Raw genomic sequence first — 26,228 nt, 5'->3', positions numbered from 1 at the left:
GCGTCGCTCCTCCTTCTCAAGATAGGGACTTCCCCTCAGGACGGCACGCCGCGCGCAACTTGCACTGTCCGCTCCCTCGCCCGCCCTGCCAGCAAACGCTGTTGGTGGGAAACACTCTCCACGTACGAAGGTCCCAGCTGACAATCTTTGTCTCGACTTTCACCGCCCCGTCAAACCAGACTCCCACCCACTCCGGGCCTACCCATCCAATTGGACGACCCCTGCGTCTCGGCCCATGGAGAAGCAACCCACTCCGCCGAATCTCCTGGTCATACACAATTCCAGCACACACCGCGCGCGCTCCCGACTGTGTCTGCATTGACCATGCGGCATCCCCTCCTGGCCGGGCGGGGACGTCGACGGCGGAGCTTCACGCGACCCACGGGGGCAGACAATGGCAGACAGCACCGGAAGATTGAAGGACCAGTTCAGCGTCGACAAGGACGGCGGCACCTCCTATGCCTTCGAGCTCAAGGTCCCCCCGGGCACGGCGGGGCTCGCTCCCGCCCTGGGCATCGCCTACAACAGCGGCGGCGGGGACGGACTGCTCGGCGTGGGGTGGGGCCTGAGCGGGCTGTCCTCCATCACCCGCGCGGGCCGCACCGTCGCGCAGGACGGTCGGCACGGCTCCGTCAACTATGACCTGGACGACCGCTTCACCCTGGATGGACAGCGATTGATGGCCGTCTCGGGCGCCTACGGGCAACCCCAGACAACCTATCACACAGAAATCCAGACCTGGCGGAAGGTGACCCCGCACTACCCCTCGGGATGGGACGCCCAACGAGGCCCGCAATCCTTCACAGTCCTCACCCGGGATGGACAGACATGGGAATACGGGGCGACCGTGGACTCGCGAGTCCCCGCGTCCAGCACCGTGCCCTCCATCCGCCTCTGGTCCCTCAACCGCGTCACGGACCGGCACGGCAACTTCCTGACGGTGACGTACGAACTCGACGCGCAGAACAACGCCCACTATCCCAAGGTCATCGAATACACGGACAACGTCAAAAGCCCCATCGCGAAGAAGCGACAGGTCCGCTTCGGCTACACCACTCGGCAGGACGTCACCACGAGCTATGTCGGCGGCCATCCCGTCCGCATGGCCCGGCTGCTCTCCCAGGTGCAGACCTTCGTCGATGACGTCCTCGTCCGCACGTATCGGTTCGACTTCCAGCCCAGCAAGGCCACCCGGCGCCCCCTGCTCCAGTCGGTCGCCACGGACGCCCGCGACACCTCCCTGCCCCGCACCACCTTCGCATGGCAGGGCCAGGCCGAGAGCGAGCCCACCGTCTTCCAGCCCTCGCGCTCGCTGGGCAAGAACATGCCCGGAGGGATTCGCATCCCCATGGACGTCAGCGGCAACGGCCTCACGGACGTGCTGCACGCCTACCACGTCAGCCAGCAGCTCCGGCTGGACCTCTACCTGTCCACCCGCACCGGGCTGGACGGTCCCCACCCGGTGGACCTGGGCGGCTCGGCGATGGCGTGGGGAGGAACGTTCTGTCCGCTCGACGTGGATGCCGACGGCCACATGGACCTGCTCTACGCGGCCAACAACGGCGGCAGGCTGGGGTTGACCCTCTTCAAGGCCACCGAGCGCAACGGCCGCTGGACTCTGGCGCGCGAAGGCGCCGTGCATGGCGCGGGGCCCGACACCCTCATCTGGGGAGGACGGCTGCTCTCACTGGATGTCGACGGGGACGGCCGCACGGACCTGGTCTACGCCACGAACAACGCGTCCCAGCTCAAGCTGGACGTCCTGTACTCCAATGGCAGGACCTTCGCGCCCTCCGCCCACGGCCCGACGACGTCGACGCTCCCCTTCGGCGGGCACCTGATGCCCCTAGACCTCGACGGCAACGGACAGACGGACCTGGTCCACGCGGCCAACGACGGCGGCTTCCTGAAGCTGACCTGGCTGCGCGCGGACGCCGAGCGCAAGGGCTTCCAACAACAGAGCACACCCCTGCTGCCCTCCGGCACCCGCATCCCCTGGGGTGGCAGCCTCATCCCCATCCACCTGAACGGCGACGGGCAGGTGGACCTCCTCAACCCCTACACCGACGGCACCACCCTTCACCTGCGAGCCCTGCACAACACGGGCAAGGGCTTCATCCTCCAGGACCTGGGGAGCACCGGGCTCAAGTACGGCGCCACCATTCCCCAGCTCATGCCCGCCGACGTCACCGGCAGCGGGAAGGACGACCTGGTCATCGTCGGGGAACACCAACGCGACGGCTCATCGACCCCCAGTCGCATCGCCGTGCTGCTCAATGAAGCGGGCACGCTGCGCTACCACGCGAAGGTGTCCCAGGTGCCCGCCTTCGTCGCGGTGGGGGAGTCCACCGCCGCGCTGGGAATAACAGGCGTGGGCAAGGCGGACCTCCTCCACGTGGACGGCTCTGGCGCGGCCCACCTGCTCTCCGCCACACCCGAGTACCCCGACCTGGTCTCCACCATCACCAACGGCCTGGGGGGCCGCTTCGAGCTGACCTACAAGCCCCTCACCGACCCGGCTGTCTACACCCGCGAGCCACCGGGCCAGGAGCAGGTCGACACCCAGGCGCTCTTCAACAACCAGCTCCCCGGGGCGACGTATGCGCTGGCCGCCAATCCAGGCAGCCAGACGGGCACGGTGGGCATGAGCTTCGCCTCCCGCAGCGTCCAGTACCCGCGTTACGTCGTGTCGGCGTACGCACAGGTCTATACGTCCGCGCAGCGCTACTCCCACGGCTTCACATACGCGGGGGCCCGGCTGAACCTCCAGGGCCGGGGCTGGCTGGGCTTCGCGGCGTGGAGCAAGTCGGACCCGCACACGGGCCCCGCGGGAGTCATCACCGAGACGCGCTACCACCAGGAGTTCCCACGCACGTACGCGGTGCAGACGCAGACGGTGCGGCGCGCGTCGGACCGGGCCCTGATGGTCCGCTCCGAATACGACTACAGCACTCCGGCGAGCGCGGGGGTCTACCAGCTCCAGACCACCAGCGTGCGCAAGAAGCTCTACACCTTCGCGGCCACGGACACGCCCGACTGCGTGCGCATCAAGTCGTTCCAGTACGACGACTACGGCAACGCCACGTCCATCACCCAGAGCACCACCGGAGCCCCGTCCGCGCCCCTCCATACCCGGCAGACCTTCCAGAATGACGTGGAGAAGCACCGCTTCGGCTTCTTGAAGGAGCGCCGACTCAGCGCGGACCCCGCGGGCAACGAGACGCTGCGCTGGGAGCGCATGACGTTCGACGAATCGACCTGGGACGTGAAGACCCACTCCCGCTGGAGTGGCGGGGACACGTGGCAGGTCTACTCGTACCAGTACGACGACTGGGGCAACCAGACGCGCCTGGAGGACCCGGGCAAGGGCGTGGTGACCCACGTCTACGACTCCACCTGGCGCACCTTCCCGAGCAAGCGCGTGCTGCCCGCCACGGCGTCGGGACGCGCGCTGGAGGTCGACTTCCAGTACGACGCCGCCACCGGAGTGCTCGTCTCCCAGACACAACCCAATGGCGGCCGGGAGGTCCACCAGCACGACGGGCTGGGCCGCCCGGTGGAGACCCAGCGCGTGGGGCCCACGGGCTCGCTCGTGGCGACCATGCGCTTCCAGCGCGGCCAGGACGCCCTGGGCAAACACCGCAAGACGCTGACGCGCCAGGAGTGGAACCGCGACGTCTGGGCGGTGCGGACGGAGTACGTGGACGGCTTCGGCCGCGTCACGCGCACGGTGAGCCAGGGCATGGAGAACGGCGGGCTCGTGGGCCGCGCCATCCTGGAGGACACGGTGCTGGACGCGCATGACCAGCCCGTGGAGCAGTCGCTCCCCTACTTCAGCGGAGACACGCCCAAGCGGGCCCAGGCCCTGTCCTACGACGAATACGAGCGCGTGGTGCGCCGTGAGGCGTCCAGCGCGGGCACCGCCCCCAACGTCACCACCTACGAATACCCCCGCGCCAACCGCGTAGTGCTCACCGAGGGCGCCACGTCGCCGGAGCCGCGAACCCGCACGCTGACCCACGGCTTCTACGGAGAAGCGCAGTGCCTGGACGAGTTGCAGGACAGCCGCGGCAACACCACCCGCTTCACCCACGACGCCGCGGGCCGACGCCTGAGCGCGACGGACCCCAAGGTGGAGACCGCGTTCTCCTACGACGGCCTGGACCGGCACTCCACCATCACCACCCGCTCGGGCAGCACCACCTTCACGCGGGAGAGCTACGCGTACCAGGACGAGCAACGGCAGTGGACCCACACCGATGGCGCCGGGCTGGTGACGACCTTCCGGCACGACGCGCTCCGGCGCATGGTGTCGAAGCAGGTGGGCGGCGAGCGAACGGACTACACCTATGACGAGCAGACCAGTCCCCACTCGCTCGGGCTCCTGACGGGAGTCCAGCTGCCCGACGGGACGGCGTATGTCTATGGCCATGACACGGAGGGCAACACCACGTCCGTGAAGCTGACGCTGGAGGGCACGACGTACACGCTGGGCCAGGACTTCACGCCCACGAAGCTGCTCTCCCGCATCGTCTACCCGGACGCCGCCCGGACGGAGGTGCTCTATCACCGCGACGCGCTCCAACGCCTGCTCAAGATGACCGAGGGCGCGAAGGAGCATCTGGTCCAGTCTGACTTCACCCCCACCGGGGCCCCGGCGGTGGCCCGGTATGGCAATGGCGTGAGGACGGCCTGGACGTACACGCCAGACGGCCACCTGCTGACCCAGGATGTCTTCAGCCAGGACGAGCGCCCCGTGGCGGCGAGCACCCTGGAGTGGGATGCCTTCTGGCAGGTGGGCGCCATCAGAGACAGGCTGGAGGCCCCCCAGAACCAGACCTTCACCTACGACACCCTGGGCCAGCTGCTGAAGGCGCAGGGCGGCGGCTACGGGCTTCAGGAGTATGCCTATGACGGCGCCTGCAGCCTCACGCGCAAGGCGGGCCTCACGCTGGAGCGCACGGGCCATCAAATCTCCGGCGGCTTCTCTCCCTCCAGCCCGGACGCGATGCACACGCGCTACGACGCCAATGGCAGCCTCGTCGAGCTGCGCTACCAGGGCCTCACCACCCACTTCGGCTACGACAGCGAGCGCCGGCTCCAGCAGGTGGGCGAGGTGCGCTTCAGCTATGACCAGGACGGCCGCCGGCTGAAGAAGGCGGAGTCCGGCCTCACCACGTACTACGTCGCGCCCTGCTACGAGGTGGTGGCGTTCTCCGGAGGCGCGCGGCAACACACGCGCTACCTGATGGACGGCGAGCAGTTGGTCGCGTCCGTCACCGTCGTGGAGTCGGGCACGCCTCCCGGAGGACAGACGGGCGTGCCGGCGCCGGGCACCCGCTACTTCCACGTCAACAACACGCGCAGCACCACGCTGGTGACGGACGAGCGGGGTCAGGTGTCGAGCGCCATGGACTACGACCCGTTCGGCACGCCGCGCCTGCGCTCGGGTAGCGACGACTTCCGGCGGAAGTACTCCGGCCTGGAACTGGACAGCACGGGGCTCTATTACGCGTCCTCGCGCTACTACAGCCCGCTCCTGGGAGGCTTCATCACCGCCGACACGCAGCTCGGCGCGCCCGAGGACCAGATGGGGGCGTACAACCGCTACGCCTACGTCCTCAATGACCCGATGACACTCATCGACCCGTCGGGCTTTGGCCTGTTCGGCAGCATCAAGAACTTCTTCACCAACACGCTGCCCGACTGGTTCTCCAAGAACTGGGAGCAGATTGTCTCCTACGCGGTGGACATCGCGCTCATCGCCGGAGGCATCGCGCTGTCGTTCGTCCCGGGCCTGCAGGGAGTCGCCGCGTTCGCCGTGGGCATGGCGGTGGGAGGCCTGGTGGGCGCGGGCCTGGGAGGGCTCGCGTACAACATCAGCACCAACGCCACTGGCAAGGAGTTCAGCTGGGCGGACTGGGGTGCGCAGGTGGGCATCGGCGCGGCGGCGGGCGCCATCGCCGGAGGCTTCTCCGCGGTGGGGGAGCTGGCGGCGACGGGCCTCAACCTCGCGAGCCGGAGCCTGCTCAACGTCGGCCTGAGAGCGGGCACGGACCTGATTGGAGGCGTGGTCTCTGGCGTGGCCAGCCAGGTGATTGGCAACGCCGTGGCGGGTGCCCCCCTGGGCGCGGACCTCACGTTCGCCGCGGTGTTCGGCGGCGCGGCGGGGGCGCTGGGCAGCGTCGTCGCCTCGGGAGGCAAGGCCGCGCTCAGCCGCGTGGCCCGCTCGCTGGATGACCTGGATGGACTGGCGGATGGGCTGCGCCGGGCGTCCTACAACGTCGCGGGAGGGCCGACGATGCAGCTCGAAGTCGAGGGCATGCGCAAGCTCGTCGCGCTCACGCTGGGGGGCACCTTCGGCACGTCGCTCGGGTACACGTTCAGCTACCTGCACGCGGAGCAGTTCCTCCTGCCCGGGATGAAGTGAACCCGACGGACGTCATTCGCGGACCCTGTTGTGGCCCCGGAGGGTGGACCGTCCGGGGCCTGGTTGCAGTTCCACGACGTGGAGGGCAGACGCACATGGAATCGACGACACGGACGAAGCCGAAGATCCTCTTCACCGGCGCACCGGTTGGAAAGGACTTCGACGCGCTGAAGGACGTGGGTGAGGTCTCCGTCAAGAACGGCAAGGACGGCCTGGAGCTCGCGGAGGTGCTCTGGGTGGACTGCGCCACGACGAAGCCCGAGCAGTACGGGCCCCTGCTGCGCACGGCCCTGGATGCGGGAAAGATGCTGGTGCTCGGTCATCCCGATGCCGCGGCCCACCAGGCGCTGTCGGACCTCGTGGGCAGCCAGTTGGACGAAGGGGCCGCCGCGGTGATGGTCACCCGGGACCTGAAGGCCACCACGCCCTCCAGCTATGCCCTCACCGTGCTGGACGGAACGCCGCTCGTCGACGGCAACGAGGAGACCCACTCGGGCGACGATACCGACTCCAGGTCCGCCGCCGCCAGTCCACCGAGCGCGCCCCAGCGGCGCTCGCCCCGCGCGAGCCTCGACGGCGATGGTGTGGCGGGACATGACTGGGCCGCGACGCTGGACGCCCACCGGGCACGCACCAACCGCTCCGTGGGTGGCCCCGGGCTCATTCCACCTCAAGGTGTCATGTATGGCATTCGGACCCTGGCCGGTAGCTTCAGCGCACGGCTGACGGGGGCCGACTGGAGCGCGATGCGAGGGAAGTCACAGTCCGTGGAGTATGGCTTCAACAGCTCGTTCTATGTCTACCGGGAGAACGGCAAGGCGAGCCCGGACTACGTCGTGATTCGCGTGCAGCAAGCGACCTTCAGCCCCGGGGCGCTCATGGTGAGTGAGAACAACGCGAAGGGGTACTGGCAGTTCGAGCTTCGCCCCGAGTGCACCAACAACCGGGGCGCGGCGCTGCTGGGCACCAGCCCCGATACCACCAACGCGGGGAGCATGATCACCCAGATCTCCATCCCCTTGCATGTGAAGTACCTGCAGGACGGAAGCTGCCTCGCCAACTACTGGTCCGCGGCCCACGGCCCGGTGGGGAGGACCAACGAAGGCTGGGGAGTGTCGAACCAGAGCACCTCCGGTTCAGGCAAGGCCGCCTGGTATCACTTCCACCGAGACCCCTGGAACGCCGTCAACGACCCGCCCAACGACTTCGGTCGCTGGTGGTCGAACATGTATGACGGTGGCTACGGCGGCAGGGTCAAGAACCTGAACACCCTGGCCGGCTCCTCCTTCACCGTCGAGAACGTCTCCGCGTGGCGCTTCAGCGCCAGCATGATCAGCTCCAATCCCAGCGTGACGTTCACGGAGTCGCTCAGCCATCGGCTGGCGGCCTTCGCCAACCCCTCGGGGACCGGCAACGGCCACCACCAGATCTCCTGGTACAACCTGGGCCCGGGCACCAAGTCCATCACCCTGAACCTGCCCAGCGTGACGGAAGACGTCAGCAGTCCGTGCCGCTGACCCCGGCACGGTGAAGCCTTCCAGCGCCACGTGATAGACAGGGGGCACGCCCATGGAACGTGCCGCCCTGCTCTTCTGGCTCTGGATGCTCGCCTTCTCCGTCACCGCCCTCTGGGCCTTGGGCCAGGCGGCCGTGGCCAGCTCGTTTGGCGTCAGGCCCACCCTGGTCAAGCTGGGCTACGGCCCGAAGCTCACCACGCTGTCGCTGGGCGGCATCCAGTGGGCCGTGCATCCGCTCATCCCCCTGGGCAGCTCGGTGCGCTTCAACGGGCCTCCAGAGGAGGCTCCCACTGAAGCCCCCGCCGACAACCGGCTCCACCAGCTCCCAGTCGTCCTGCACGCGGCCATCATCCTCCTGCCCTGGGCCCTCATCATGATGGTTGCCATGGCCTGCCTCGGTGCCGGCGAGGGACTGAACCAGTTCCTCACCGGCTTCACCATCCCCTTTCAGTTCTCAAGGCTCCCCGGCCGCATCGATCGCTTGGTCACCCTGCTGCGCGACGGCGAGCTGCTTGGGGCCTGGGGAGTGGTGAGCGCCAAGGTGGCCGCCATCAATATGCTGCCCATGCCATTCCTGGCGGGTGGCTCGCTGCTGGCGCTCCCCTGGCGACACCAGCGCTCGCGCCTCCCGGTGTGGGCCGCGAGCCTGAACTTCGTGACGCTGGTCGTCATGCTGCCCTGGGCGGTCTACGCCCTCTACCTGTTCGGCGCCGCCATCTTCCGCTGAAGGCAGCGACGCAACGCCAGCTAGGAGCGCTCCTGGAGCGCCAGCCGCGCGCCCAGCGCGACGAAGACGCCCCCCGTCATCCGCTGCTGCCACGCCGCGAAGCGCGGGTTGCGCCGCAGCCAGCCGCCAAACGCGCCCGCCACGCCCGCGAGGAACGCGAGCCACAAGGTCCCCGTCACGGCGAACAACAGCCCGAGCACGACGAACTGCAGACCCGGAGAGCCTCGCGTCGGGTCCACGAATTGTGGCAGGAAGGCCAGGAAGAACAACGCCACCTTCGGGTTCAGCACGTTGGTGACGACACCATCGCGGAAGATTCGCCACAGGCTCGCGGGCTGGAGTCCCCGCACCGCCTCAGGCCCTTGGTTGCTGAGCAGCATCCGCACGCCCATCCACACGAGGTAGAGCGCGCCCACCCACTTCACCACCAGGAAGGCCATGGCCGAGGTCGCCAGCAACGCCGACAGGCCCAGGGCCGCCGCCGCGATGTGGAACAGGCAGCCGACGCAGATGCCCAGCGCGGAGACGAAACCCGCGGCGCGGCCCTGTCCCATGCTCCTGGCCAGCACATACATCGTGTCCGGCCCTGGCGTGAGGTTGAGGACCAGTCCCGCGAGAAGAAAGGCCACCAGGCGCGTCGGCTCGAAGAGCATGTCGAAGGGCTTTCGCTCCGTCATCCCGGAGCAGGGAACAGGAAGGCACGGCCCCTTCCCAACCCCCGTATACCCCCGGAAGCACCTCCACGAGAACCACAGGCAGGTGGCCCGCGCGCGACGAGCCCGGCGCTGGTGAGCAAGGCCCGTCCACGCAAAGCAGCTTCTCTCGCCCCTACACCGGCGAACGGGTGCGGTCCTGAGCGACGCGCTCCTTGCGCTCCACATCCAGCGAGCGCTCGGCCGTACGAGCCGTGATGGCGCCCGCCGGGCTGAACACGGTGCGGTACACCGCCGCCGCCAGCCCCGCGCCCAACAGCGGCGCGATGATGAACATCCACAGCTGGCCAATCGCCTGCCCGCCCGCGAACACCGCCGGCCCCAGGCTGCGCGCGGGATTCACCGACGTGTTCGTCACGGGGATGCCCACCAGGTGGATGAGCGTCAGCACCAGGCCAATGGCCAGGCCCGCGAAGCCCACCGGCGCCTTCGCGTCCGTCGCCCCCAGCACCGTCAACACGAGCAGGAACGTGAGCATGACCTCCGCCAGGAACGCCGCCCCCGCGCCATAGCCCTCCGGTGAGGCAAGCCCGTACCCGTTCGAGCCCAGTCCCGAAATCGACGCCTGGTAGCCCCCGGGAATCCCCTTGGCGATGAGCAGCACCACGCCCGCCGCCAGCACCGCCCCCACACACTGCGCGACGATGTAGCCGAGGATGTGCTTGTTCTCGAACTTGCCCGCCAGCGACAGCCCCACCGTCACCGCGGGATTCACGTGGCAGCCGGAGATGGGCCCAATCGCATACACCATGGCCAGCAGCGAGAGGCCAAAGGCGAACGACACGCCCAGGAAACCGATGCGGTCCCCCGCCAGCACGGCCGCTCCCACGCCGCCGAGCACAAGGACGAACGTCCCGATGAACTCCGCCACGTACCTCCGCATCGAATCATTGACCCCGGCCGCGGATGCGGCGGGGAGTCTCTTGTCTGTCGCTGAACGCATGCGCACTCTCTCAGGCCGCACACACCAGGACACGACTCCTCGCGTCTGGCGCCTCGCGGCGCAATCAGTCCCACTTGGGACGCTGCGCACGCTCGGACTGACGACAACCGGAAACCGCGCTCCACGCCCGCGGAGTGGCATCCACGCGAGGCGCTCGACGCTCCGCCCCCCTGAGTCCACGAGCCGGCGGGAAGACGACCCTCTCCCCGCACGGCCGAGGGCGACTCGGGGGCTACTTGCCCTTCATCACGCCAATGAATGGCACGTTCCGGTACTTCTCCCCGAAGTCCAGGCCATAGCCGACGACGAAGAGGTCCTCGATGACGAAGCCCTTGTAGTCGATGTCTATCTTCGTCCGCGCCCGCGCCGGCTTCTCCAACAGCGAGCACAACTTCAGCGACGCCGGGTGCCGGGCCCGCAGGTTCTCCAACAGGAAGCTCATGGTGAGCCCCGTGTCGATGATGTCCTCGATGATGAGCAGGTGCTTGCCCGCCATCGGCTTGCTGACGTCGGTGGTGATGCGCACCTCGCCCGTCGTCTCCGTGCCGCCCTGGTAGCTGGACACGCCCAGGAACTCCAACGTCAGCGGCAGGTCCACCGCCCGCGCCAGGTCCATGGCGAAGAACGTGGAGCCCTTCAAGACACAGACAAGCGTCAGCTCCTTGCCCGCGTAGTCCCGGGTGATTTGCGCACCCAGCTCCCGCACGCGCGCCTGCAGCTTCTCCTCGGAAATATGGACGCCGACTTCCTGCTCGTAGAACGCCAAGGCTTCCTCCGCGCTACACGTAGGCGTTGTTCATGATCTCCCCGAAGCCGCCGCCTCCGGGGACGATGTACTGCCGGTCATCCAGGCCTCGCTCCTTCTCCCAGAGCGCGCCCGGCGCCGTGCCGAAGACCTCCGGCGGAGACAGGCCCCGGTCCAACCGGAGCGCGTAGATGACCACGTCCGGATGGTCCGTCGTCATCTTCCGCAAGTACTCCGGCGTGACGATGAGGTTCAGGGTGATGATGCGCCGGGGCGTGCCGGGCACCTTCTCTTTGTAGAGCTTGATCGCCGTGGAGAGGCTGCCGCCCGTGGCCCCCATGGGGTCCGGGAAGAGAACGAGCGCGTCATCCACGTCCCCGCCAATCTTCGCGCCGCCAATCTGGGAGCCCACCACCGTCTCGGCCGCGTCAATCATGCGGCTCATGATGATGTGGTCCTGCCGCACCACCGACGGGTCCAGCGTGGCGTTGAGCAGGTCGTACGTCACCTGCGACGGCAGCGTGCCCGCCCGCGCGATGTTCACCGTCACCACCCGGACATGCGGGTCGATGACCTCGCCCTGGTAGAGCCCCTGCGGGGTGGAGTCGATCATCCGTGTCGGCAGGCTGACCATCTTCCGCGGGAACTCCGCGTTCACCACCGTCTTCACCAGGTCGCTGTAGAGCGTCTCCACCAGCCGGTTGATTTGAGGCTGGATGACGCCCTTGGCGCACAAGGTGGCCAATTGGGAGAGCAGGAACGGATTGCCCACCAGGTGGACGTGGGGTCCATAGTGGTGGGTCATCTCGTTCAACCGGAAGGGCACGTTCGCGTACAGGGTGTCACGCATGCGGTCGGTTCCTCTCGTGCCCGAAAGCCCCGGGGCGAAACGGCGTCAGTCGAACAGTTCGAGCGTCTGCGGCGGCGTGCCCTCGGTGGGCTCCGGGACGTGACACTTGCGGCAGCGGGGCTCGTACGCGCCCGCCGCGCCCACCACCACGCGCTCGCCACTGGAGACGATGCGCTGGGAGCGATTGGCCGGATTGCCGCAAACCACGCAGATGGCCAGCTCCTTCGTCACGTACTCCGCCACCGCCATCAGCTGCGGCATCGGCTCGAAGGGACGGCCCTGGTAGTCCTGGTCCAGTCCCGCGCAGATGACGCGCAGGCCCTTGTTGGCCAGCGCCTCCACCACCGCGACGACCTCGGCGCCGAAGAACTGCACCTCGTCGATGCCCACCACCTGCGTGTCGGGCTCCAACCGGTAAAAAATCTCTTCAGCCCGCTCCACCGGCGTGGAGGTCACCCGCTGCTTCGAGTGGCTCACCACCTGCGTCTCGTCGTACCGGTTGTCGATGCGGGGCTTGAACACCTGCACCTTCTGCTTGCCGTACACGGCACGCTGGATGCGGCGGATCAACTCCTCCGTCTTACCGGAGAACATCGAACCGCAAATGACCTCTATCCACCCGATATCTTTGGGGAATTGGTGCAAGGGACGCTCGCCTGGCCTGGGGGCGGAGGGGCGCGGATACTCTGTCACCCCCCCGCGGGAGTCAACCGCCAAGCGCGTCCTCGTGACAGGGCCTGGAGGCGTGCCGGGGCGCGCCTGCCCGCCTGCCCTTCCTCGGCCCATCCGGGCGCTGGCAAGCCACTTGAAAGGGAACGCCTCCGGAAGGTCGGGACTGGGAGGCAGGGCGTGGCGACGACGACGATGGAGCAGGTTCGGGGCGCGGTCCGCGGTGGAATGGCTTCCTTCTATGCGTCACCCGCCTCGGTGGCGTTGCTGATGCTCAACCTGATGGACGGGCTCTTCACCCTGCTCTTCCTTCAGCTGGGCGTGGCGGAGGAGCTCAACCCTCTCATGCGCGTGGCCTACGAGCAGTCACCGCTCTTCTTCATGTTCGCCAAGCTGCTCATCGTGAACACCGGCCTGTGGCTCTTGTGCTTGCACCGACGCCTGCGCGCCAGCCGCCTGGCCATCCGAGCGGGGGCCGTCGTCTACGGCATCATCGTCGTCTACCATCTGGCTTTTCTGACCCACCTGGTCATGCACTGGCCAGGAGCCCTTGGGTAGTCCCGCCAATCCCTCTGGACTGTGAGCGAGTGGAACAATGGTGAGGGTTCTCCTTCACCATACCCTTGCATTTTGCACCCGGTATGTCCCAGGCTTCCCGCCAGCTCCGACCTTTCGGGTTCGGGGGGGGACCATGAACATCACCGACGTCCGGGTGTTTCCGGTCGAAGAGGACAAGCTCAAGGCGTACGTCACCATCACCCTGGATCACTGCTTCGTCATTCGCGACTTGAAGGTCATCCACGGCTCCTCGGGGCTGTTCATCGCGATGCCGGCGAAGAAGCGCAAGGATGGGACGTACAAGGATATAGCCCACCCGCTCAACGCGGACACACGCAGCCAGATGGAGCGTGTCATTCTCATGGAGTACGAGCGGCACCTCCATCAGGCGCAAGCCGGGATGCTCGGTCCGATGCCAGCAGATCTCGACTAACGGCCTTCACATCCGCGCGTGTCCAGGTTAGTCAGCGGGCCCATCATGCAGCCGCGCGACTTCAAGATCTTCGCCGGGAGCTCGAATCCCGGCCTGGCTCACCGAATCTGTGAGTACCTCAAGCGTCCGCTCGGCAAGGCGGAGGTGGGTCGCTTCTCCGACGGAGAAATCCACGTCGAGATTGGAGAGAACGTCCGCGGCCACGACGTCTTCATCCTCCAGTCGACGAGCCCGCCGACCAACGACCACCTGATGGAGATGCTCATCATCTGCGACGCCCTGAAGCGGGCGAGCGCGAGTTCCATCACCGCCGTCATCCCGTATTACGGGTATGCCCGGCAGGACCGGAAGGTCGCCCCGCGCACCCCGATTACCGCGAAGCTCGTCGCGGACCTGCTGGAAGTGGCAGGGGCCGAGCGCGTGGTGTCCATGGACATGCACGCCGGGCAGATCCAGGGCTTCTTCAACATCCCCTCGGACCACCTGTACGGCTCGCCGGTGTTCCTGGAGGACCTGCGCAAGCGCTTCCCGGAGTCGCAGGAGCTGGTCATCGTGTCGCCGGACGCCGGTGGCGTGGAGCGCGCGCGCGCCTACTCCAAGCGCCTGAACACGGGCCTGGCCATCATCGACAAGCGCCGCCCGCGCCCCAACGCCTCCGAGGTGATGAACCTCATCGGCGACGTGTCCGGCAAGGACGCCGTGCTGGTGGACGACATGGTGGACACCGCCGGCACGCTCGCGCAGGCCGCCGCGGCGCTCAAGGCCAAGGGCGCCCGCCGCGTGGTCGCCTACGCGGTGCACCCCATCCTCTCCGGGCCCGCCATCCAGCGAATCACCGACTCGGTGCTCGAAGAGGTCGTCTTCACGGACACGGTGCCGCTGTCGGCCGCGGCGCAGGCGTGCACGAAGATTCGCGTGCTCACCACCGAGCGGCTCTTCGGCGAGGCCATTGCCCGCATCCACCGGGCCGACTCGCTCAGCTCGCTGTTCGTCTGAGAAGCGAAGCGCCCGGCCGTCGGGCGACTTGACTCCCTGTCCGGGGGCTGGCATGTCCGGCCTCCTCCAACGGTCCCCTTCGCGGCGCCGTCTTCGGGGCCCGCCACCGGGGCGGGATGCCGAGGGCGCCAGGGTGGCCGGTGGTCACCGCGGTATCCATCTCCAAAGGTATTTCCATGTCCGTCGAAAAGACCACCCTCGAGGCGAAGTCGCGTGAAGGCTCTGGCAAGGGCTTTGCCCGCAAGCTGCGCGCCCAGGGCCTGGTGCCCGCCGTGGTGTACGGCAAGCACATGCAGAAGCCCGTGCACATCGCCGTGGACCCGAAGTCCGTGCGCGCGGCCATCAACACCCCGCACAAGTTCAACACCCTCATCCAGCTGAAGCTGGCCGGCGGTGACCAGCAGGTCCTCCTGAAGGACTACCAGATGGACCCCGTCACCCGGGACATCCTGCACGTGGACTTCATCGGCGTGCGCGAGAACGAGCAGGTCAAGGTGGACGTGCCGCTCGTGCTCGTCGGCAAGTCGGTGGGCGTGGCGGAGGGCGGTCTGCTCAGCCAGATTCGCCGTGAGATCCAGGTCTGGGCGCTGCCGAACGCCATCCCCGAGCGCATCGAGGTGGACGTGACGGCGCTGAAGATCGCCGAGGCGCTGCACATCAACGACGTGAAGTTCCCGGCCGGCGTGTCGGTGAAGTCGAACGTCAACTACACCGTGGCGGTCGTCGCCGCGCCCGAGGCGGCCGAGGTGGCTCCCGCGGCGGCTGCGGCGGCTCCTGCCGCGGCGGCTCCGGCGGCGAAGGCCGGCGACAAGGCGGCGGCCCCCGCGGCGGCGGCCAAGGCTCCCGCGAAGAAGTAGTCGTCTTCCGGTGTACCCTGGACACGGGGCTGGCCTCCCTGAGGCTGGCCCCGTTTCTTTTTGGAGCCTCCCATGAAGCTCATCTGCGGGCTGGGCAACCCGGGGCGCGAGTACGAGCGGCACCGGCACAACATCGGATTCATGGTGGTGGAGGCGCTGCTGTCCCGGGCGCGCGCGGAGCTGAACCAGGAGAAGTTCGCCGCGAAGGTGGGCCAGGGAACCCTGGCGGGCGAGCGCATCCTCTTCGTCGAGCCGCAGACCTTCATGAACCTGTCCGGCCGCTCGGTGGCCGAGGCGGCGCGCTTCTACAAAATCCCGCCCGAGGACGTGCTCGTCATCCACGACGAGCTGGACTTGCCCCTGGGCCGGCTGCAGCTCAAGGCGGGGGGCGGCAGCGGCGGCCACAACGGCCTGAAGAGCATTGTCGCGAGCCTGGGCTCGGAGGCGTTCATCCGCCTGCGCTTCGGCATCGACAAGCCGGAGGGCCCCAACGCCCGCGAGCGCGTGGCCGGCTACGTCCTGTCCAACTTCGACGACGGGGAGCGCCGCCAGTTGGACGAGCTGATGGACCGCGCCATGGACATGACGGAGTGCTGGGTGCGCGAGGGGCTGTCGGTGGCGATGAACCGCTTCAACCGGAAGGCCTGAGGCCCCCTCGGGGCGCCGTGGGCCAGGGGGGCGGACAGGCGGACCTTCCGGGAGCTTGACTTGCCCGGGGGGCCCCCCTAGAAGGCCCGTTCGCTCGCTGGGGTGGTTCAACCAGCGGGATGTTCTTTTTCAGCTTCCCGTGTTGGTGCACGGGACGTAGCGCGAGGGTGACGGGCGCGCGGTTTCCCGTTCCCGGTGGTGGCCATGGGGCCAATCGCCGTTTCCCCGCTCCTCGGATTGTCCGGGGGGCACTCGACCCCAAGGGGAGAGAAAACATGGCAGAGACGCAGGCCGCCAAGCGGCTTCGTGAGTACGAGACCATCTTCCTGGTCAAGCCGGACCTGACCGACGACAACGTGGACAAGCTCAAGGAGCGCGTCCGTGGCATCGTCTCCCGCGAGGGTGGCAAGGTCCTCCGCTTCACGGTGTGGGGCAAGAAGAAGACCCTGTTCCCCATCGCGAAGCAGCCCCGCGCCATCTACGTGCACGCCAGCTACCTGGGCAGCTCGGGTCTGGTGGCGGAGATTGAGCGCAACCTGAAGAACCTCGATGAGGTCACCCGCTACATCTCCGTGAAGCTGGCGGATGAGGTGGACCCCGAGACGCGTCCGGTCCTCGAGGACCTGAAGCTCGCCGGCGACGTGGAGGAGACCCGTCCGGGCGCTCCCGAGCCGCGTGAGGGTGGCGGATTCCGAGGCGTCGACGTGGCCGAGGAGTCCGTGGGCGAGGCGGAGGAGGAGTCGTCCGAGGAGGCCTGAGCGCCACCTTGGACATTCTCTAGGGACCTATCCAGGAAACGAGAAAGTTCATGAGCAACGGAACGGACAGCAAGACGGGCGGCTCGTCGTCGGGCGGCCGCAGTGGCGGCTTCGGCGGCGGCGGTGGGCCTCGCGGTGATCGCGGTGGAGACCGTGGCGGCGACCGCGGTGGAGATCGCGGAGACCGTGGTGGCATGGGCGGCGATGACGAGAAGCGCGGCGGTGGCCGTGGCTTCGGCCGCAAGAAGGTCTGCCGCTTCTGCGCGGAGAAGAACGCGTCGGTGGATTTCAAGGACCAGGCGACGCTGAAGTACTTCGTCACCGAGCGCGGCAAGATCATCCCCCGCCGCATCTCCGGCAACTGCGCGAAGCACCAGCGTGAGGTGGCCACGGCCATCAAGCGCGCGCGCGGCATCGCCCTGCTCCCCTACAACGCGGTGGTCGGCTAACCGCCGGGTCCGCTCAGGAGACTGAACATGAAGGTCATTCTGCGTGAGGACATCGAGAACCTCGGCAAGTCCGGGGAGCTCGTCACCGTGAAGGACGGCTTCGGCCGTAACTACCTGCTGCCGCGCAAGAAGGCGGTTCTGGCGAGCGAGCAGAACCTCCGTCAGCTCGAGCACGAGAAGGCGGTCATCACCGCCCGCAATGCCAAGCTGAAGGGCGCCGCGGAGGAGCAGGCGAAGAAGGTCGGCTCCATCAAGGTCGTCATCAAGCGCAAGGTCGGAGATCAGGACAAGCTGTTCGGCTCCGTCACCGCGCTGGACATCGCCGAGGCCGTGGCGGCCCAGGGGCAGACGGTGGACCGTCGCGCCATCCACCTGGCCGACCCCATCAAGTCGATTGGCCACTACGAAGTCGAGCTGCGTCTGCACCGCGACGTGGTGGCGAAGATCAAGGTCGAAGTCGCCGCCGAGTAACGGCAAGCGACTCCACCTCACCGTGGTCTTGAGAAGGCCGTCCGGGGCAACCCGGGCGGCCTTTTCATTTTGCGGGCCTGGCCCCGGGCACGTCCGGCTGGCGCCGCGGCCGGTCCGTCCTGCGACATGCGCGTGGAGGCCGTTGAAGCGGGTGGGTATCCCTGAGGCACAGGAGGCTCGCCCATGAGCACGCCCGCACCCGCCCCGCTGCCGTCCCACGTTGACGCCCACCGCCCTGATTTGGACTGGCTCCGCGTGGTCGCCATCCTCGTGCTGCACCTGTTCCACACCGGGATGATGTTCAACCGGTGGGACTGGCACATCAAGGCGCCCACGCTGCTGCCAGCGCTGGAGCCGATGATGGAGGTGCTGCACCACGTGCGCATGCCGCTCTTGATGGTCGTCTCCGGCGTGGGCACGGCGCTGGCGTTGAAGCGGCGCTCGCTGCGCGCCTTCGCGGGAGACCGGACGCGGCGACTGCTGCTGCCGGTGGTGTTCGGCATGCTCGTCATCGTGCCGCCGCAAATCTACGTGGAGCGCGTGTTGCGGGGGACCTTCCAGGGCAGCTACGCGGACTTCTATCCGTCCGTCTTCGGCTTCGTGCCCTACCCCGCGGGCAGCCTGAGCTGGCATCACCTGTGGTTCGTCGTCTACCTCTTCGCCTACTGCCTCCTGGCGCTGCCGCTCTTCTGGGCGCTGGGGACGGGGCGCGGACAGGCGTGGCTCGCGAAGGTCGAGGCCTGGCTGTGCCGGGGCGTGAATCTGGGGTGGCTGTTCGTCCCGCTCTTCGTCAACGACGTGCTGCTGCACCGCTTCCCGGAGACGCACGCGCTGCTCGACGACCCGAGGACCTTCGGCCACTACGGCCTGCTCTTCCTCCTGGGCCACCTGCTCGGCCGCGCGCCCGGGGTCTGGGACGTGTTGGTGGAGCGCCGGTGGTGGCTGCTGGGGATTTCGGCGGTCCTCTTCGCCATCATGGTGCCGGAGAGCGAGTTCGCCCTGGTGCCCGAGGTGCTCGGAGGCACGTCGGCCCAGTGGCTCTTCATCCTGACCGCGCTGGGCTGGGCGCGCCGCTGCGTGCGCACCGGGAGCCGGTGGGTGAAGCACGCGCAGGAGCTGTCGTACCCGTTCTACATCTTCCACCAGACGGTCATCATCGTGGTGGGCTTCGCGATGCTGCGGCTTCCCGTGGGGCCGTGGAGCCTCTTCGGCTGCGTGCTCGTCACGACGTTCCTCATCAGCTGGGCCTTGAGCGAGCTGGTGGCCCGCCTGCCCTGGTTGAGGCCGTTCTTCGGGTTGAAGGCCCGGGTGGCGCCCCGTCCCGAAGTGAAGCTCCAGGACGTGCCCACGGGGCATACTGCGTGACGAAAGCGCCCATGGCCGACACCCTCCCGACGTCCGTCCTCGAAGTGTCGCCGTCCCAGGCCTGGCAATGGCCCCGCTTCCGACCGCGCTCGGTGCTCGGGGTGTTGGCCTTCTGCCTCGTCGTTGGAGTGTCGTATGGCGCGGCGGTGAGGTTGGATCAGCTCGCCAACGGCCATGACACCCTGCCCGCCTCGCGCGCCTTCCTCTGGGAAATCACCGGCGCGCTCTCGGCCTGGGTGGCGCTGCCCATCATCCAGACCGCGGCGCTGAACGCCTCGTCCCCGCGCGCCGCCGGGTGGGCACGCTTCCTGGGGCTGCACACGGTGGGCTTCGCGCTCTACACCTGCGTGCACATCCTCGTGATGCTGGGAGTCCGCTACCTGCTCTACCCGCTGCTGGGCTGGGGCGAGTACGAGTACGGACCGATGGCCTTCCGCCTGCCCATGGAGGTGTCGAAGGACCTGATTGTCTACGGGCTCGCCGTCACCTTCATCAGCCTCTTCGAGGCCTGGAGGAACCAGCATGCCCGGGCGCTGCGCGAGGCGGAGCTGGAGGGCGAGCTGCGGTCCGCGCAGCTCCAGTCCCTCACCGGCCAGCTCCACCCGCACTTCCTCTTCAACTCGCTGCACACCATCAGCTCCGTCATGTACGAGGACCTGGAGCGCACGGACCGGCTGCTCAGCGATTTGGGCCACGTGCTGCGCGCCAGCCTGGAGCGCGCGGAGCCCACGTGGACGCTGGCCGAGGAGCGCATGCACACCGCGCGCTTCGTGGGACTCCTGTCGGCGCGCTTCGGAGAGCGGCTCACGGTGAACTGGAGCGTGGCGCCGGGCCTGGACTCGGCGCGCGTGCCCTGCTTCGCGCTGCAGACGCTGGTGGAGAACGCGGTGAAGCACAACCAGGACCGCGTGGAGCCGCTGGAGGTGCGCATCCGTGCCCACGAAGCGGCGGACACGTGGCGACTGGAGGTCGAGGACACGGGCCGGGGCTTCGGCGGTGAATCCCCCGCCACCGGCCCCGGAGTCGGGCTGGCGCACCTGGAGCAGATCCTCGCGCTCCTGCATGGCGGGCGGGCCCGGCTGGAGAAGGGACAGGGACCCGAGGGTGGCGCGCGCGTGTCGCTGACCCTGCCCCGGGGAGCGCGCCCATGACGACCTTCCGCGTGCTGGCCGTGGATGACGAGTCGCCCGCCCGAGCCAAGGTGCGGCGGCTGTTGGAGGGCGAGGCGCGCTTCACGCTGGTGGGCGAGGCAGCGGATGGAACCGAAGCGCTCACGCGCATCGAGTCGCTGAAGCCGGACCTCGTCGTCCTCGACGTGCAGATGCCCGGCCTGACGGGCTTCGAGGTGCTGGAGGCCTTGGGCCCGGGGCCTGGCCCCGCTGTCATCTTCTCCACCGCGTACGACGGCTTCGCGCTGCGGGCCTTCGAAGCCCACGCGGTGGACTACCTGCTCAAGCCCTACGACGGCGAGCGCTTCGCCCGCGCGCTGGACAAGGCGCATGCGCTGCTGCTCGGCGGAGGCTCGGAGGCCACCCGGCTCCAGGCCCTGCTGCGAGAGGTGGCCGCGACGACGCCTCGGAAGGCGCTGGAGCGGCTGGTGGTGAAGGCGGGCGAGGCCTGGGTGCCCCTGCGCATGGAAGACGTGTGGCGCTTGTCCTCCGAGGACAAGTACGTGCGCGTGTACACGGCCCAGGCGGAGCACCTGGTGCGCCAGAGCCTGCGCGCATTGGAGGAGCGGTTGGATCCGGAGCGCTTCGTGCGCGTGCACCGCGGCGACATCATCAATCTGGACGCGGTGGCGAAGCTGGAGCCGTGGAGCCACGGCGATGGAATTCTTGTCCTGAAGAACGGCACCACGGTGGTGCTCAGCCGTACGTGGCGTGAAGCATTCCTCCAGCGCTGGGGCATGGAAGGGTAGCGGCGGGTAGGTCCACCTTCCTTCCCCCACCCGCCGCTACAGGTCTGTGGCGGATAATTTCGGCCATGTCAGTGCGGCCTGTAGAGTGGGCGGGCAGACATGGAGAACTCCCTCGACCTCAGAGATGGGCGAAAGGTCCACGAGGACCTGGCCGCCGAGCGTGCAGTGCTCGGCGCCGTGCTCGCGGACAACTCGCTCATCTCCGCCGTAGGCGAAGTAGTCCACGCGGACGACTTCTCCAGCCCAGCACACGCGCAGATTTTCGCGGCGATGATTCGCCTGGATGGCAAGCAGCAGCAGGTCGACCACCTGACGTTGTCCGAGGAGCTGAAGGTCCTCGGGCAGCTCGTCGCCGTGGGCGGTCCCGCGTACCTGATGCGGTTGGACCAGGTGGTGCCGCTGGCCTCCAACGCCGTCCAGTACGCGAACATCGTCAAGGACCAGGCGCTGCGACGCCGGCTGGCGCACGTCGGCCGCGAAATCCAGGACCTCGCCAGCCAGGAGACGGGCGAGCTGGAGGTGTTGCTCGACGAGGCCGAGCGCAAGGTGTTCCTCCTCGCGGAGAAGAAGCGCGAAGGAGACCTGCGGCCGGTCAGCGAGCTGATGGAGCAGACGCTGGATCTGCTCGACAAGATGAAGGCGGCGGCGACGGGCATCACCGGCCTGTCCACCGGCTACATCGACCTGGACAACCAGCTCACGGGGCTGCACGCCGGCGAGCTCATCATCCTCGCGGCGCGTCCCGGCATCGGCAAGACGTCCTTCGCGATGAACATCGCGGTGCACGCGGCGCTGAAGGAGAACAAGGCCGTCGGCATCTTCAGCCTGGAAATGCCCGCGGACCAGCTCCTGATGCGTCTGCTCGCGTCCACCGCGCGCGTGGACATGAAGAAGCTGCGCGGCGGCCGGCTCTCGCCTCACGACGAAGAGAAGTTCCAGGAGATGGCGGGCGCGCTCTACAACGCGCCCATCTACATCGACGACTCGGGTGGCTTGTCCCCGTTCGACCTGCGCGCCAAGGCGCGCCGCGTGAAGCAGAAGGACCCCCGGCTGTCGCTGCTGGTCATCGACTACCTCCAGCTCATGCACCAGAAGGGCAAGGTGGAGAGCCGTCAGTTGGAGGTCGCCGAAATCTCCCGCGCGCTCAAGCAGCTCGCCAAGGAGCTGGAGGTCCCCATCATCGCGCTCAGTCAGCTCAACCGTAAGGTGGAGGAGCGCAAGGGCGGCAAGCCCATGCTGTCGGACCTTCGTGAGTCGGGCTCCATCGAGCAGGACGCCGACGTGGTGATGTTCATCCACCGCGAAGAGACGGAAGAAGGCCCTGACGGCAACCCGCAGGCGCCCACGAGCACCGTCATCCCCGTGGAGCTCATCGTCGCCAAGCAGCGCAACGGCCCCATCGGCTCCGTCGACCTCGTGTTCCTCTCGGAATACACCCGGTTCGAGAGCCGCAGCCGAGGCGAGTAGCGCGGGAGTCCGGCGCTACTCCACGCCCGTGCGCAGGTAGCGCACCACCAACGCCCGGGCCGCGCGCGTCGCGGCCTCCAGCGTCAGCCCGCGCCCCAACTCCGTCGCCAGCGCGGAGGCCAGTCGACACCCGGTGCCACGGCGCTCCGGCGCCCGCTCCAGTCGCTGGCCCTTCAGCACGCGGACGCCCTCCGGTGTGGCCAGCACGTCCGCCAGCCCCTGCGCATCCGGCAGGTGTCCCCCCTTCACCAGCACCGCGCCAAAGCCCTTCTCCACCAGCGCGAGCGCGGCCTCACGCGCCGCCACCACGGTGTCCGGCACGGGCCTGCGCAGGAGCCACCCGGCCTCGTCCAGGTTCGGGGTGAGCATGACGCGCGGGCCCGCGAGCGACAGGTAGCGCCGGGCGGACAGGCGGGACAAAGGCTGCCCTCGCGACGTCCGCACCACCGGGTCCACCACCCACCACGCCCGCGTCCCGGCCAGCGCGGCGCTCGCGGCCTCCAGCTGCGCGAGGCCGGGCACCATGCCCCACTTCACCGCGTGGACGTCGCCCAGCTCGCGCGCGGCGACCAGCTGCGCATGGATGACGCGCGGCGGAGAGGCCACCCAGGAGAACGTCGCCCGTCCTTGCGCCGTCTGCGCCAGGGGCACCGCCACCGGCTGCCCTCCGCGCGCACGCACCGCCGCCACATCCGCCAGCAGCCCCGCTCTTCCCGTGGGCTCGAGCCCCGCCAACAGGACGACGCGAGGAATCACCGCCGGTGCTCTCGCGCTTTCTGGATGAACGACTTGTAAAGCCCCACGTGCACGGGAATCGTCGTCGCCATGTACTCGGGATGCCACTGCACGCCCACGGCGAAGACATGCGCGGTGGACTCAATCGCCTCCACCACGCCATCCGGCGCCATCGCGCAGATGCTCACGTCGCGCCCGGGGCTCCGCACCGACTGGTGATGCGTGGAGTTCACCATGAGCTGGCCGTGCCCCACCGCCTCCGCCAGCAGCGAGCCGCTGCGCACTTCCACCGGATGCTGCGGCTGGGTGCGGTCATGCTTCTGCTCGTGCTCACGAGCGCCCTGCACCTCGCGGCCGATGTCCTGGAAGAGCGTGCCGCCCAGCACCACGTTGAGCAGCTGCATGCCGCCACACACGCCCAGCACCGGCATGTTGCGCTTGAGCGCCCCGCGCATCAGCGCCGCCTCGAACGCGGTGCGCCCCTCCTTCAGCGCGCCCAGTCCCTCGCGCGCCGTCTCGCCATACGCCTCGGGAGGAATGTCGAAGGCGCCGCCGGTGACGAGCAGCCCCGACACGCGGTCCAGATACGCGTCCACGCACGTGGGGTCGTCCGCGTACGGCAGCACGAAGGGAAGGCCCCCGGCGCGCAGCACCGCGTCCGCGTAGGGCACCTTCAACTCATACCGCGCGAAGGGCTGATCCTCGGGCTGAGCCCAGTCCGGGGTGATGCCGATGTTGGGCCGCCGGGGCGGCTGGCCATGGTGACGCGGATGATTGTTCATGGGGGAGTCCGTCGGTCGACCCTACCCCCCCACACGTCCCCGTTCAAACGCGCCCGTCAGCAGGCGCACCCGCTCGGCGATGTCCAGGGCGAGCAGGACGTCCGACACCACCGCCGCGCCATGCGCGCCCGTCGCCGCGACGGAGGCCACGTTCTCGAGCCCCACCCCCCCAATGCCCACCACCGGCAGCGGGCTTCCCTTCACCACCCGCGCGAGCCCCTCCAGCCCCAGCACCGGTGCGGGCACCTGCTTCGTCGTCGTGCCGAAGACGGGCCCCACGCCCACATAGTCCGCGCCTGCCTCCCGCGCGGCCTTCGCGCCGTCCACGTCGCGCACCGTGACGCCCACCAGGCGGCCGGGCCCCAGCAGCGCACGCGCCGCCTCCGGAGGCAGGTCCTCGTCGCCCACGTGCACGCCATCCGCGTCCGCCAGCAGCGCCAGGTCCACCCTGTCGTTGAGCAGGCACACCGCGCCCGCTTGCCGGCACAGCGCGGCCACCTGCTGGGCCACCACCAGGGCCTCTCGCATCGGCGTGCGCTTCATGCGCAGCTGCACCACCCGGGCGCCCCCCGCGAGCATCCGCTCGGCCTTGAGAACCAGGGGCATGTCCCCCCGGACGGTGTCGTCGCACAGCAGATACGGGCCCGGGGGAAGCAGCGGACGAGGCGGGGCGTTCATCGGCACCAGGAAGGCGGGACGGCGGCGTTGACAGATGCCCCCTCTGCTATAAGGTAGCCCGCTATTTTCCAAGCAATTCCGAGGATTTGAAACATGGCGGACACGGTGGACCCCAAGTATCTCGATAAGCGCACCGCGGAGCGGTACCTGCGCTCGGGCCAGTTGGACGAGAAGGCGTTCGAGCGCCACGTGAAGGGCCTGCCGGATGTGGCGGACAAGGCCACGCCGGTGGAGACGTTCATGGACGACGACGTCACGGACGACTACGACGACGAAGAGGACGACCTCGACGAAGAGGAGGACGAGGCGGACGAAGAGGACGAAGAGGACGAGGACGAGTCCTCCGACGTCGCCGACGAGTCGCCTGTTTCCACCGACGAGGCCGCGCTCAAGGACATCGCCGAGGGTGGCGAGGAGCCGAACACCCCATGAGCCCCGTGGACGAGAAGCGCGGCGAGACCTTCGTGATGCGGGGGGAAGCGCGCTCCGCGTCCGAGGAGGCCATCTCCCTCAGCACGTTCATCATGGGGCTGGGCACCGCGGTGCTCATCCACCTGGGTGACACGCCGAACCCGGAGACGGGCCAGACGTCGAAGGACCTGCCGCTGGCCCGGCAGAACCTGGACCTGTTGTCGATGTTGCGGCAGAAGACGCGGGGCAACCTGACGGCGGACGAGGAGAAGCTCTTCGACAGCCTGCTCGTGGATCTTCGCCTGCGCTTCGTGGAGGCGAGCAAGCGGTGACGGCGCCTGTTCTCCGCTCGGGCAAGCTGCCTGGGCGCATCCGCTTCGCGGCGCTCGTGGGTGTCGTGCTCGCCATCTTCACCGGCTGGGGCGCGCTCAACGAGGCCATGGAAATGGCCCACTTCTACGAGGTCCGCTCCCGCCACATGGAGGCCGGCCCGCCGTTCCTCCTGGGCAGCGACCCCGCCATCCTCCAGAAGCTCTTGGAGGCCCAGTACCAGGCCCTGGAGCCCATGCGGGAGCCTCGCGCCGTGCTGATGGGCGTGCTCGCCGTGGCGTGCGCCTTCGTCTTCGTGTCCGCCTCCCACATGCTCCGCGCGGACGGTCTACCCCGGGAGGCCCTGCGCAAGATGCTCGGTCGCGCCGCGCTCACCGTGGCGGTGCTGCGCACCATCGACGGCGCCCAGTGGGCCGTGGTGTCCCGGCGCGTGGGCGTCACCCTCACCCAGACGCTCACCCAGCGCCCCGAGTACCAGGACCCGACGACGGCCGAGGTCCTCACCAGCGTGGCCCCGTGGATGGCCCTGGGCCTGACGGTGCTGGGCACGGCCGTCATCGCGGGCACCTTCGCCCTGCTCGGCCAGTACTTCCGCAGCGACACCGTGCGGGACGCGCTCGTCGCCCAGGACAGCCCGGCCGACGGCTAGCTGCAATGCTGATCAGTTAGGTAGCCCTTGCATGGGGCTACCAAGCTGGTTGAGGGTGTGGCGATCTCGCTCTTGGAGATCGCTACATGGGGCTGGCTCAGGCCGTCCAGGGCGCCGCGTTGGTGGCTC

26 protein-coding genes are annotated in these 26,228 nt (G+C 68.4%); 18 read left to right on the top strand and 8 right to left on the bottom strand.

Annotated elements, in window-relative coordinates; translation table 11 throughout:
- The first annotated feature begins 394 nt into the window (after positions 1-394).
- The 3 genes from LZ199_RS43040 to LZ199_RS43030 all read left to right on the top strand — a co-directional run bounded on the left by LZ199_RS43040 (position 395) and on the right by LZ199_RS43030 (position 8,674).
- A complete protein-coding gene (locus LZ199_RS43040) occupies positions 395-6,430 on the top strand; it encodes an FG-GAP-like repeat-containing protein (RefSeq protein WP_253999636.1) in 6,036 nt (2,011 codons plus the stop codon).
- Between the two features lie 95 nt (positions 6,431-6,525).
- On the top strand, positions 6,526-7,947 hold the full coding sequence (locus LZ199_RS43035; RefSeq protein WP_253999635.1) for a hypothetical protein: 1,422 nt from the start codon (positions 6,526-6,528) through the stop codon (positions 7,945-7,947).
- A gap of 52 nt (positions 7,948-7,999) precedes the next feature.
- On the top strand, positions 8,000-8,674 hold the full coding sequence (locus LZ199_RS43030; protein ID WP_253999634.1) for a site-2 protease family protein: 675 nt from the start codon (positions 8,000-8,002) through the stop codon (positions 8,672-8,674).
- Positions 8,675-8,694: 20 nt separating this feature from the next.
- Here the strand turns inward: LZ199_RS43030 and LZ199_RS43025 are convergent, their stop codons facing one another.
- The 5 genes from LZ199_RS43025 to LZ199_RS43005 all read right to left on the bottom strand — a co-directional run bounded on the left by LZ199_RS43025 (position 8,695) and on the right by LZ199_RS43005 (position 12,570).
- On the bottom strand, positions 8,695-9,351 hold the full coding sequence (locus LZ199_RS43025) for a LysE family translocator (RefSeq protein WP_253999633.1): 657 nt from the start codon (positions 9,349-9,351) through the stop codon (positions 8,695-8,697).
- Between the two features lie 151 nt (positions 9,352-9,502).
- On the bottom strand, positions 9,503-10,330 hold the full coding sequence (gene aqpZ / locus LZ199_RS43020) for an aquaporin Z (RefSeq protein ID WP_267145182.1): 828 nt from the start codon (positions 10,328-10,330) through the stop codon (positions 9,503-9,505).
- A 232-nt stretch (positions 10,331-10,562) separates the two neighbouring features.
- Complete coding sequence (hpt, locus tag LZ199_RS43015) at positions 10,563-11,096, bottom strand: hypoxanthine phosphoribosyltransferase (RefSeq protein ID WP_163862068.1); 534 nt, start codon at positions 11,094-11,096, stop codon at positions 10,563-10,565.
- Positions 11,097-11,109: 13 nt separating this feature from the next.
- Positions 11,110-11,925 carry a uracil phosphoribosyltransferase gene (locus LZ199_RS43010; protein ID WP_253999632.1) on the bottom strand — a complete coding sequence of 272 codons (816 nt, stop codon included), beginning with the start codon at positions 11,923-11,925 and terminating at the stop codon, positions 11,110-11,112.
- A gap of 45 nt (positions 11,926-11,970) precedes the next feature.
- Positions 11,971-12,570, bottom strand: a complete 600-nt coding sequence (locus LZ199_RS43005) for a thymidine kinase (protein ID WP_256569837.1) — start codon at positions 12,568-12,570, stop codon at positions 11,971-11,973.
- A 204-nt stretch (positions 12,571-12,774) separates the two neighbouring features.
- Here LZ199_RS43005 and LZ199_RS43000 point away from each other — a divergent pair, with 204 nt between their 5' ends.
- The 12 genes from LZ199_RS43000 to dnaB all read left to right on the top strand — a co-directional run bounded on the left by LZ199_RS43000 (position 12,775) and on the right by dnaB (position 22,514).
- The gene (locus LZ199_RS43000; RefSeq protein ID WP_407667345.1) at positions 12,775-13,152 is read left to right on the top strand and encodes a DUF5658 family protein; all 378 of its coding nucleotides are present in this window, start codon (positions 12,775-12,777) and stop codon (positions 13,150-13,152) included.
- Between the two features lie 133 nt (positions 13,153-13,285).
- Positions 13,286-13,585, top strand: coding sequence for a septation regulator SpoVG (spoVG, locus tag LZ199_RS42995; protein ID WP_046715132.1), 300 nt, complete (start codon positions 13,286-13,288; stop codon positions 13,583-13,585).
- A gap of 45 nt (positions 13,586-13,630) precedes the next feature.
- A complete protein-coding gene (locus tag LZ199_RS42990) occupies positions 13,631-14,581 on the top strand; it encodes a ribose-phosphate pyrophosphokinase (protein WP_253999630.1) in 951 nt (316 codons plus the stop codon).
- A gap of 176 nt (positions 14,582-14,757) precedes the next feature.
- Positions 14,758-15,438, top strand: coding sequence for a 50S ribosomal protein L25/general stress protein Ctc (locus LZ199_RS42985; protein WP_253999629.1), 681 nt, complete (start codon positions 14,758-14,760; stop codon positions 15,436-15,438).
- 72 nt (positions 15,439-15,510) lie between these two features.
- Positions 15,511-16,086: an aminoacyl-tRNA hydrolase gene (pth, locus tag LZ199_RS42980; RefSeq protein ID WP_253999628.1), complete on the top strand. Its 576-nt coding sequence runs from the start codon at positions 15,511-15,513 to the stop codon at positions 16,084-16,086.
- A gap of 275 nt (positions 16,087-16,361) precedes the next feature.
- Positions 16,362-16,844, top strand: coding sequence for a 30S ribosomal protein S6 (gene rpsF, locus LZ199_RS42975; protein ID WP_253999627.1), 483 nt, complete (start codon positions 16,362-16,364; stop codon positions 16,842-16,844).
- A 50-nt stretch (positions 16,845-16,894) separates the two neighbouring features.
- Positions 16,895-17,293 (top strand): 30S ribosomal protein S18, encoded by a 399-nt coding sequence (gene rpsR / locus LZ199_RS42970; protein ID WP_141648007.1) that lies wholly within the window; start codon positions 16,895-16,897, stop codon positions 17,291-17,293.
- 27 nt (positions 17,294-17,320) lie between these two features.
- Positions 17,321-17,764 carry a 50S ribosomal protein L9 gene (gene rplI, locus LZ199_RS42965; RefSeq protein WP_253999626.1) on the top strand — a complete coding sequence of 148 codons (444 nt, stop codon included), beginning with the start codon at positions 17,321-17,323 and terminating at the stop codon, positions 17,762-17,764.
- 183 nt (positions 17,765-17,947) lie between these two features.
- Positions 17,948-19,129, top strand: a complete 1,182-nt coding sequence (locus tag LZ199_RS42960; protein WP_253999625.1) for an acyltransferase family protein — start codon at positions 17,948-17,950, stop codon at positions 19,127-19,129.
- Between the two features lie 11 nt (positions 19,130-19,140).
- A complete protein-coding gene (locus LZ199_RS42955) occupies positions 19,141-20,280 on the top strand; it encodes a sensor histidine kinase (protein ID WP_253999624.1) in 1,140 nt (379 codons plus the stop codon).
- Positions 20,277-21,047 carry a LytR/AlgR family response regulator transcription factor gene (locus LZ199_RS42950; RefSeq protein ID WP_253999623.1) on the top strand — a complete coding sequence of 257 codons (771 nt, stop codon included), beginning with the start codon at positions 20,277-20,279 and terminating at the stop codon, positions 21,045-21,047. The genes LZ199_RS42955 and LZ199_RS42950 overlap by 4 nt, the downstream gene beginning before the upstream one ends.
- A gap of 99 nt (positions 21,048-21,146) precedes the next feature.
- Positions 21,147-22,514, top strand: a complete 1,368-nt coding sequence (dnaB, locus tag LZ199_RS42945) for a replicative DNA helicase (RefSeq protein WP_253999622.1) — start codon at positions 21,147-21,149, stop codon at positions 22,512-22,514.
- 15 nt (positions 22,515-22,529) lie between these two features.
- Here dnaB and thiD read toward each other — a convergent pair whose 3' ends face one another.
- Genes thiD through thiE form a run of 3 tightly spaced genes read right to left on the bottom strand, consistent with a single transcriptional unit; the run spans position 22,530 to position 24,709 of the window.
- Complete coding sequence (gene thiD, locus LZ199_RS42940) at positions 22,530-23,270, bottom strand: bifunctional hydroxymethylpyrimidine kinase/phosphomethylpyrimidine kinase (RefSeq protein ID WP_253999621.1); 741 nt, start codon at positions 23,268-23,270, stop codon at positions 22,530-22,532.
- On the bottom strand, positions 23,267-24,031 hold the full coding sequence (locus LZ199_RS42935) for a gamma-glutamyl-gamma-aminobutyrate hydrolase family protein (RefSeq protein WP_253999620.1): 765 nt from the start codon (positions 24,029-24,031) through the stop codon (positions 23,267-23,269). The genes thiD and LZ199_RS42935 overlap by 4 nt, the downstream gene beginning before the upstream one ends.
- A 21-nt stretch (positions 24,032-24,052) precedes the next feature.
- Positions 24,053-24,709, bottom strand: a complete 657-nt coding sequence (thiE, locus tag LZ199_RS42930; protein ID WP_253999619.1) for a thiamine phosphate synthase — start codon at positions 24,707-24,709, stop codon at positions 24,053-24,055.
- Positions 24,710-24,802: 93 nt separating this feature from the next.
- Here thiE and LZ199_RS42925 point away from each other — a divergent pair, with 93 nt between their 5' ends.
- The 3 genes from LZ199_RS42925 to LZ199_RS42915 are packed head-to-tail and all read left to right on the top strand — an operon-like array spanning position 24,803 to position 26,099.
- Positions 24,803-25,141, top strand: coding sequence for an RNA polymerase subunit sigma (locus LZ199_RS42925; RefSeq protein WP_253999618.1), 339 nt, complete (start codon positions 24,803-24,805; stop codon positions 25,139-25,141).
- Positions 25,138-25,452: a DUF1844 domain-containing protein gene (locus tag LZ199_RS42920; RefSeq protein ID WP_253999617.1), complete on the top strand. Its 315-nt coding sequence runs from the start codon at positions 25,138-25,140 to the stop codon at positions 25,450-25,452. Before LZ199_RS42925 ends, LZ199_RS42920 begins: the two co-directional genes overlap by 4 nt.
- Complete coding sequence (locus LZ199_RS42915) at positions 25,449-26,099, top strand: hypothetical protein (protein ID WP_253999616.1); 651 nt, start codon at positions 25,449-25,451, stop codon at positions 26,097-26,099. The genes LZ199_RS42920 and LZ199_RS42915 overlap by 4 nt, the downstream gene beginning before the upstream one ends.
- The last annotated feature ends 129 nt before the right edge of the window (positions 26,100-26,228 follow it).

The sequence above is a fragment of the Myxococcus qinghaiensis genome (assembly GCF_024198215.1).
Classification (GTDB): domain Bacteria; phylum Myxococcota; class Myxococcia; order Myxococcales; family Myxococcaceae; genus Myxococcus; species Myxococcus qinghaiensis.
The sequence above is the reverse complement of the archived record's forward strand: the minus strand, read 5'-3'. Positions and strand labels throughout refer to the sequence as shown.

Excerpts from the sequence above, each read along its gene's own strand:
- LZ199_RS43040 (WP_253999636.1), top strand. The coding sequence starts at position 395 with ATGGCAGACAGCACCGGAAGATTGAAGGACCAGTTCAGCGTCGACAAG.
- LZ199_RS43035 (WP_253999635.1), top strand. The coding sequence starts at position 6,526 with ATGGAATCGACGACACGGACGAAGCCGAAGATCCTCTTCACCGGCGCA.
- LZ199_RS43030 (WP_253999634.1), top strand. The coding sequence starts at position 8,000 with ATGGAACGTGCCGCCCTGCTCTTCTGGCTCTGGATGCTCGCCTTCTCC.
- LZ199_RS43025 (WP_253999633.1), bottom strand. The coding sequence starts at position 9,351 with ATGACGGAGCGAAAGCCCTTCGACATGCTCTTCGAGCCGACGCGCCTG.
- aqpZ (WP_267145182.1), bottom strand. The coding sequence starts at position 10,330 with ATGCGTTCAGCGACAGACAAGAGACTCCCCGCCGCATCCGCGGCCGGG.
- LZ199_RS43010 (WP_253999632.1), bottom strand. The coding sequence starts at position 11,925 with ATGCGTGACACCCTGTACGCGAACGTGCCCTTCCGGTTGAACGAGATG.
- spoVG (WP_046715132.1), top strand. The coding sequence starts at position 13,286 with ATGAACATCACCGACGTCCGGGTGTTTCCGGTCGAAGAGGACAAGCTC.
- LZ199_RS42990 (WP_253999630.1), top strand. The coding sequence starts at position 13,631 with ATGCAGCCGCGCGACTTCAAGATCTTCGCCGGGAGCTCGAATCCCGGC.
- LZ199_RS42985 (WP_253999629.1), top strand. The coding sequence starts at position 14,758 with ATGTCCGTCGAAAAGACCACCCTCGAGGCGAAGTCGCGTGAAGGCTCT.
- pth (WP_253999628.1), top strand. The coding sequence starts at position 15,511 with ATGAAGCTCATCTGCGGGCTGGGCAACCCGGGGCGCGAGTACGAGCGG.
- rpsF (WP_253999627.1), top strand. The coding sequence starts at position 16,362 with ATGGCAGAGACGCAGGCCGCCAAGCGGCTTCGTGAGTACGAGACCATC.
- rpsR (WP_141648007.1), top strand. The coding sequence starts at position 16,895 with ATGAGCAACGGAACGGACAGCAAGACGGGCGGCTCGTCGTCGGGCGGC.
- rplI (WP_253999626.1), top strand. The coding sequence starts at position 17,321 with ATGAAGGTCATTCTGCGTGAGGACATCGAGAACCTCGGCAAGTCCGGG.
- LZ199_RS42960 (WP_253999625.1), top strand. The coding sequence starts at position 17,948 with ATGAGCACGCCCGCACCCGCCCCGCTGCCGTCCCACGTTGACGCCCAC.
- LZ199_RS42955 (WP_253999624.1), top strand. The coding sequence starts at position 19,141 with ATGGCCGACACCCTCCCGACGTCCGTCCTCGAAGTGTCGCCGTCCCAG.
- LZ199_RS42950 (WP_253999623.1), top strand. The coding sequence starts at position 20,277 with ATGACGACCTTCCGCGTGCTGGCCGTGGATGACGAGTCGCCCGCCCGA.
- dnaB (WP_253999622.1), top strand. The coding sequence starts at position 21,147 with ATGGAGAACTCCCTCGACCTCAGAGATGGGCGAAAGGTCCACGAGGAC.
- LZ199_RS42935 (WP_253999620.1), bottom strand. The coding sequence starts at position 24,031 with ATGAACAATCATCCGCGTCACCATGGCCAGCCGCCCCGGCGGCCCAAC.
- thiE (WP_253999619.1), bottom strand. The coding sequence starts at position 24,709 with ATGAACGCCCCGCCTCGTCCGCTGCTTCCCCCGGGCCCGTATCTGCTG.
- LZ199_RS42925 (WP_253999618.1), top strand. The coding sequence starts at position 24,803 with ATGGCGGACACGGTGGACCCCAAGTATCTCGATAAGCGCACCGCGGAG.
- LZ199_RS42920 (WP_253999617.1), top strand. The coding sequence starts at position 25,138 with ATGAGCCCCGTGGACGAGAAGCGCGGCGAGACCTTCGTGATGCGGGGG.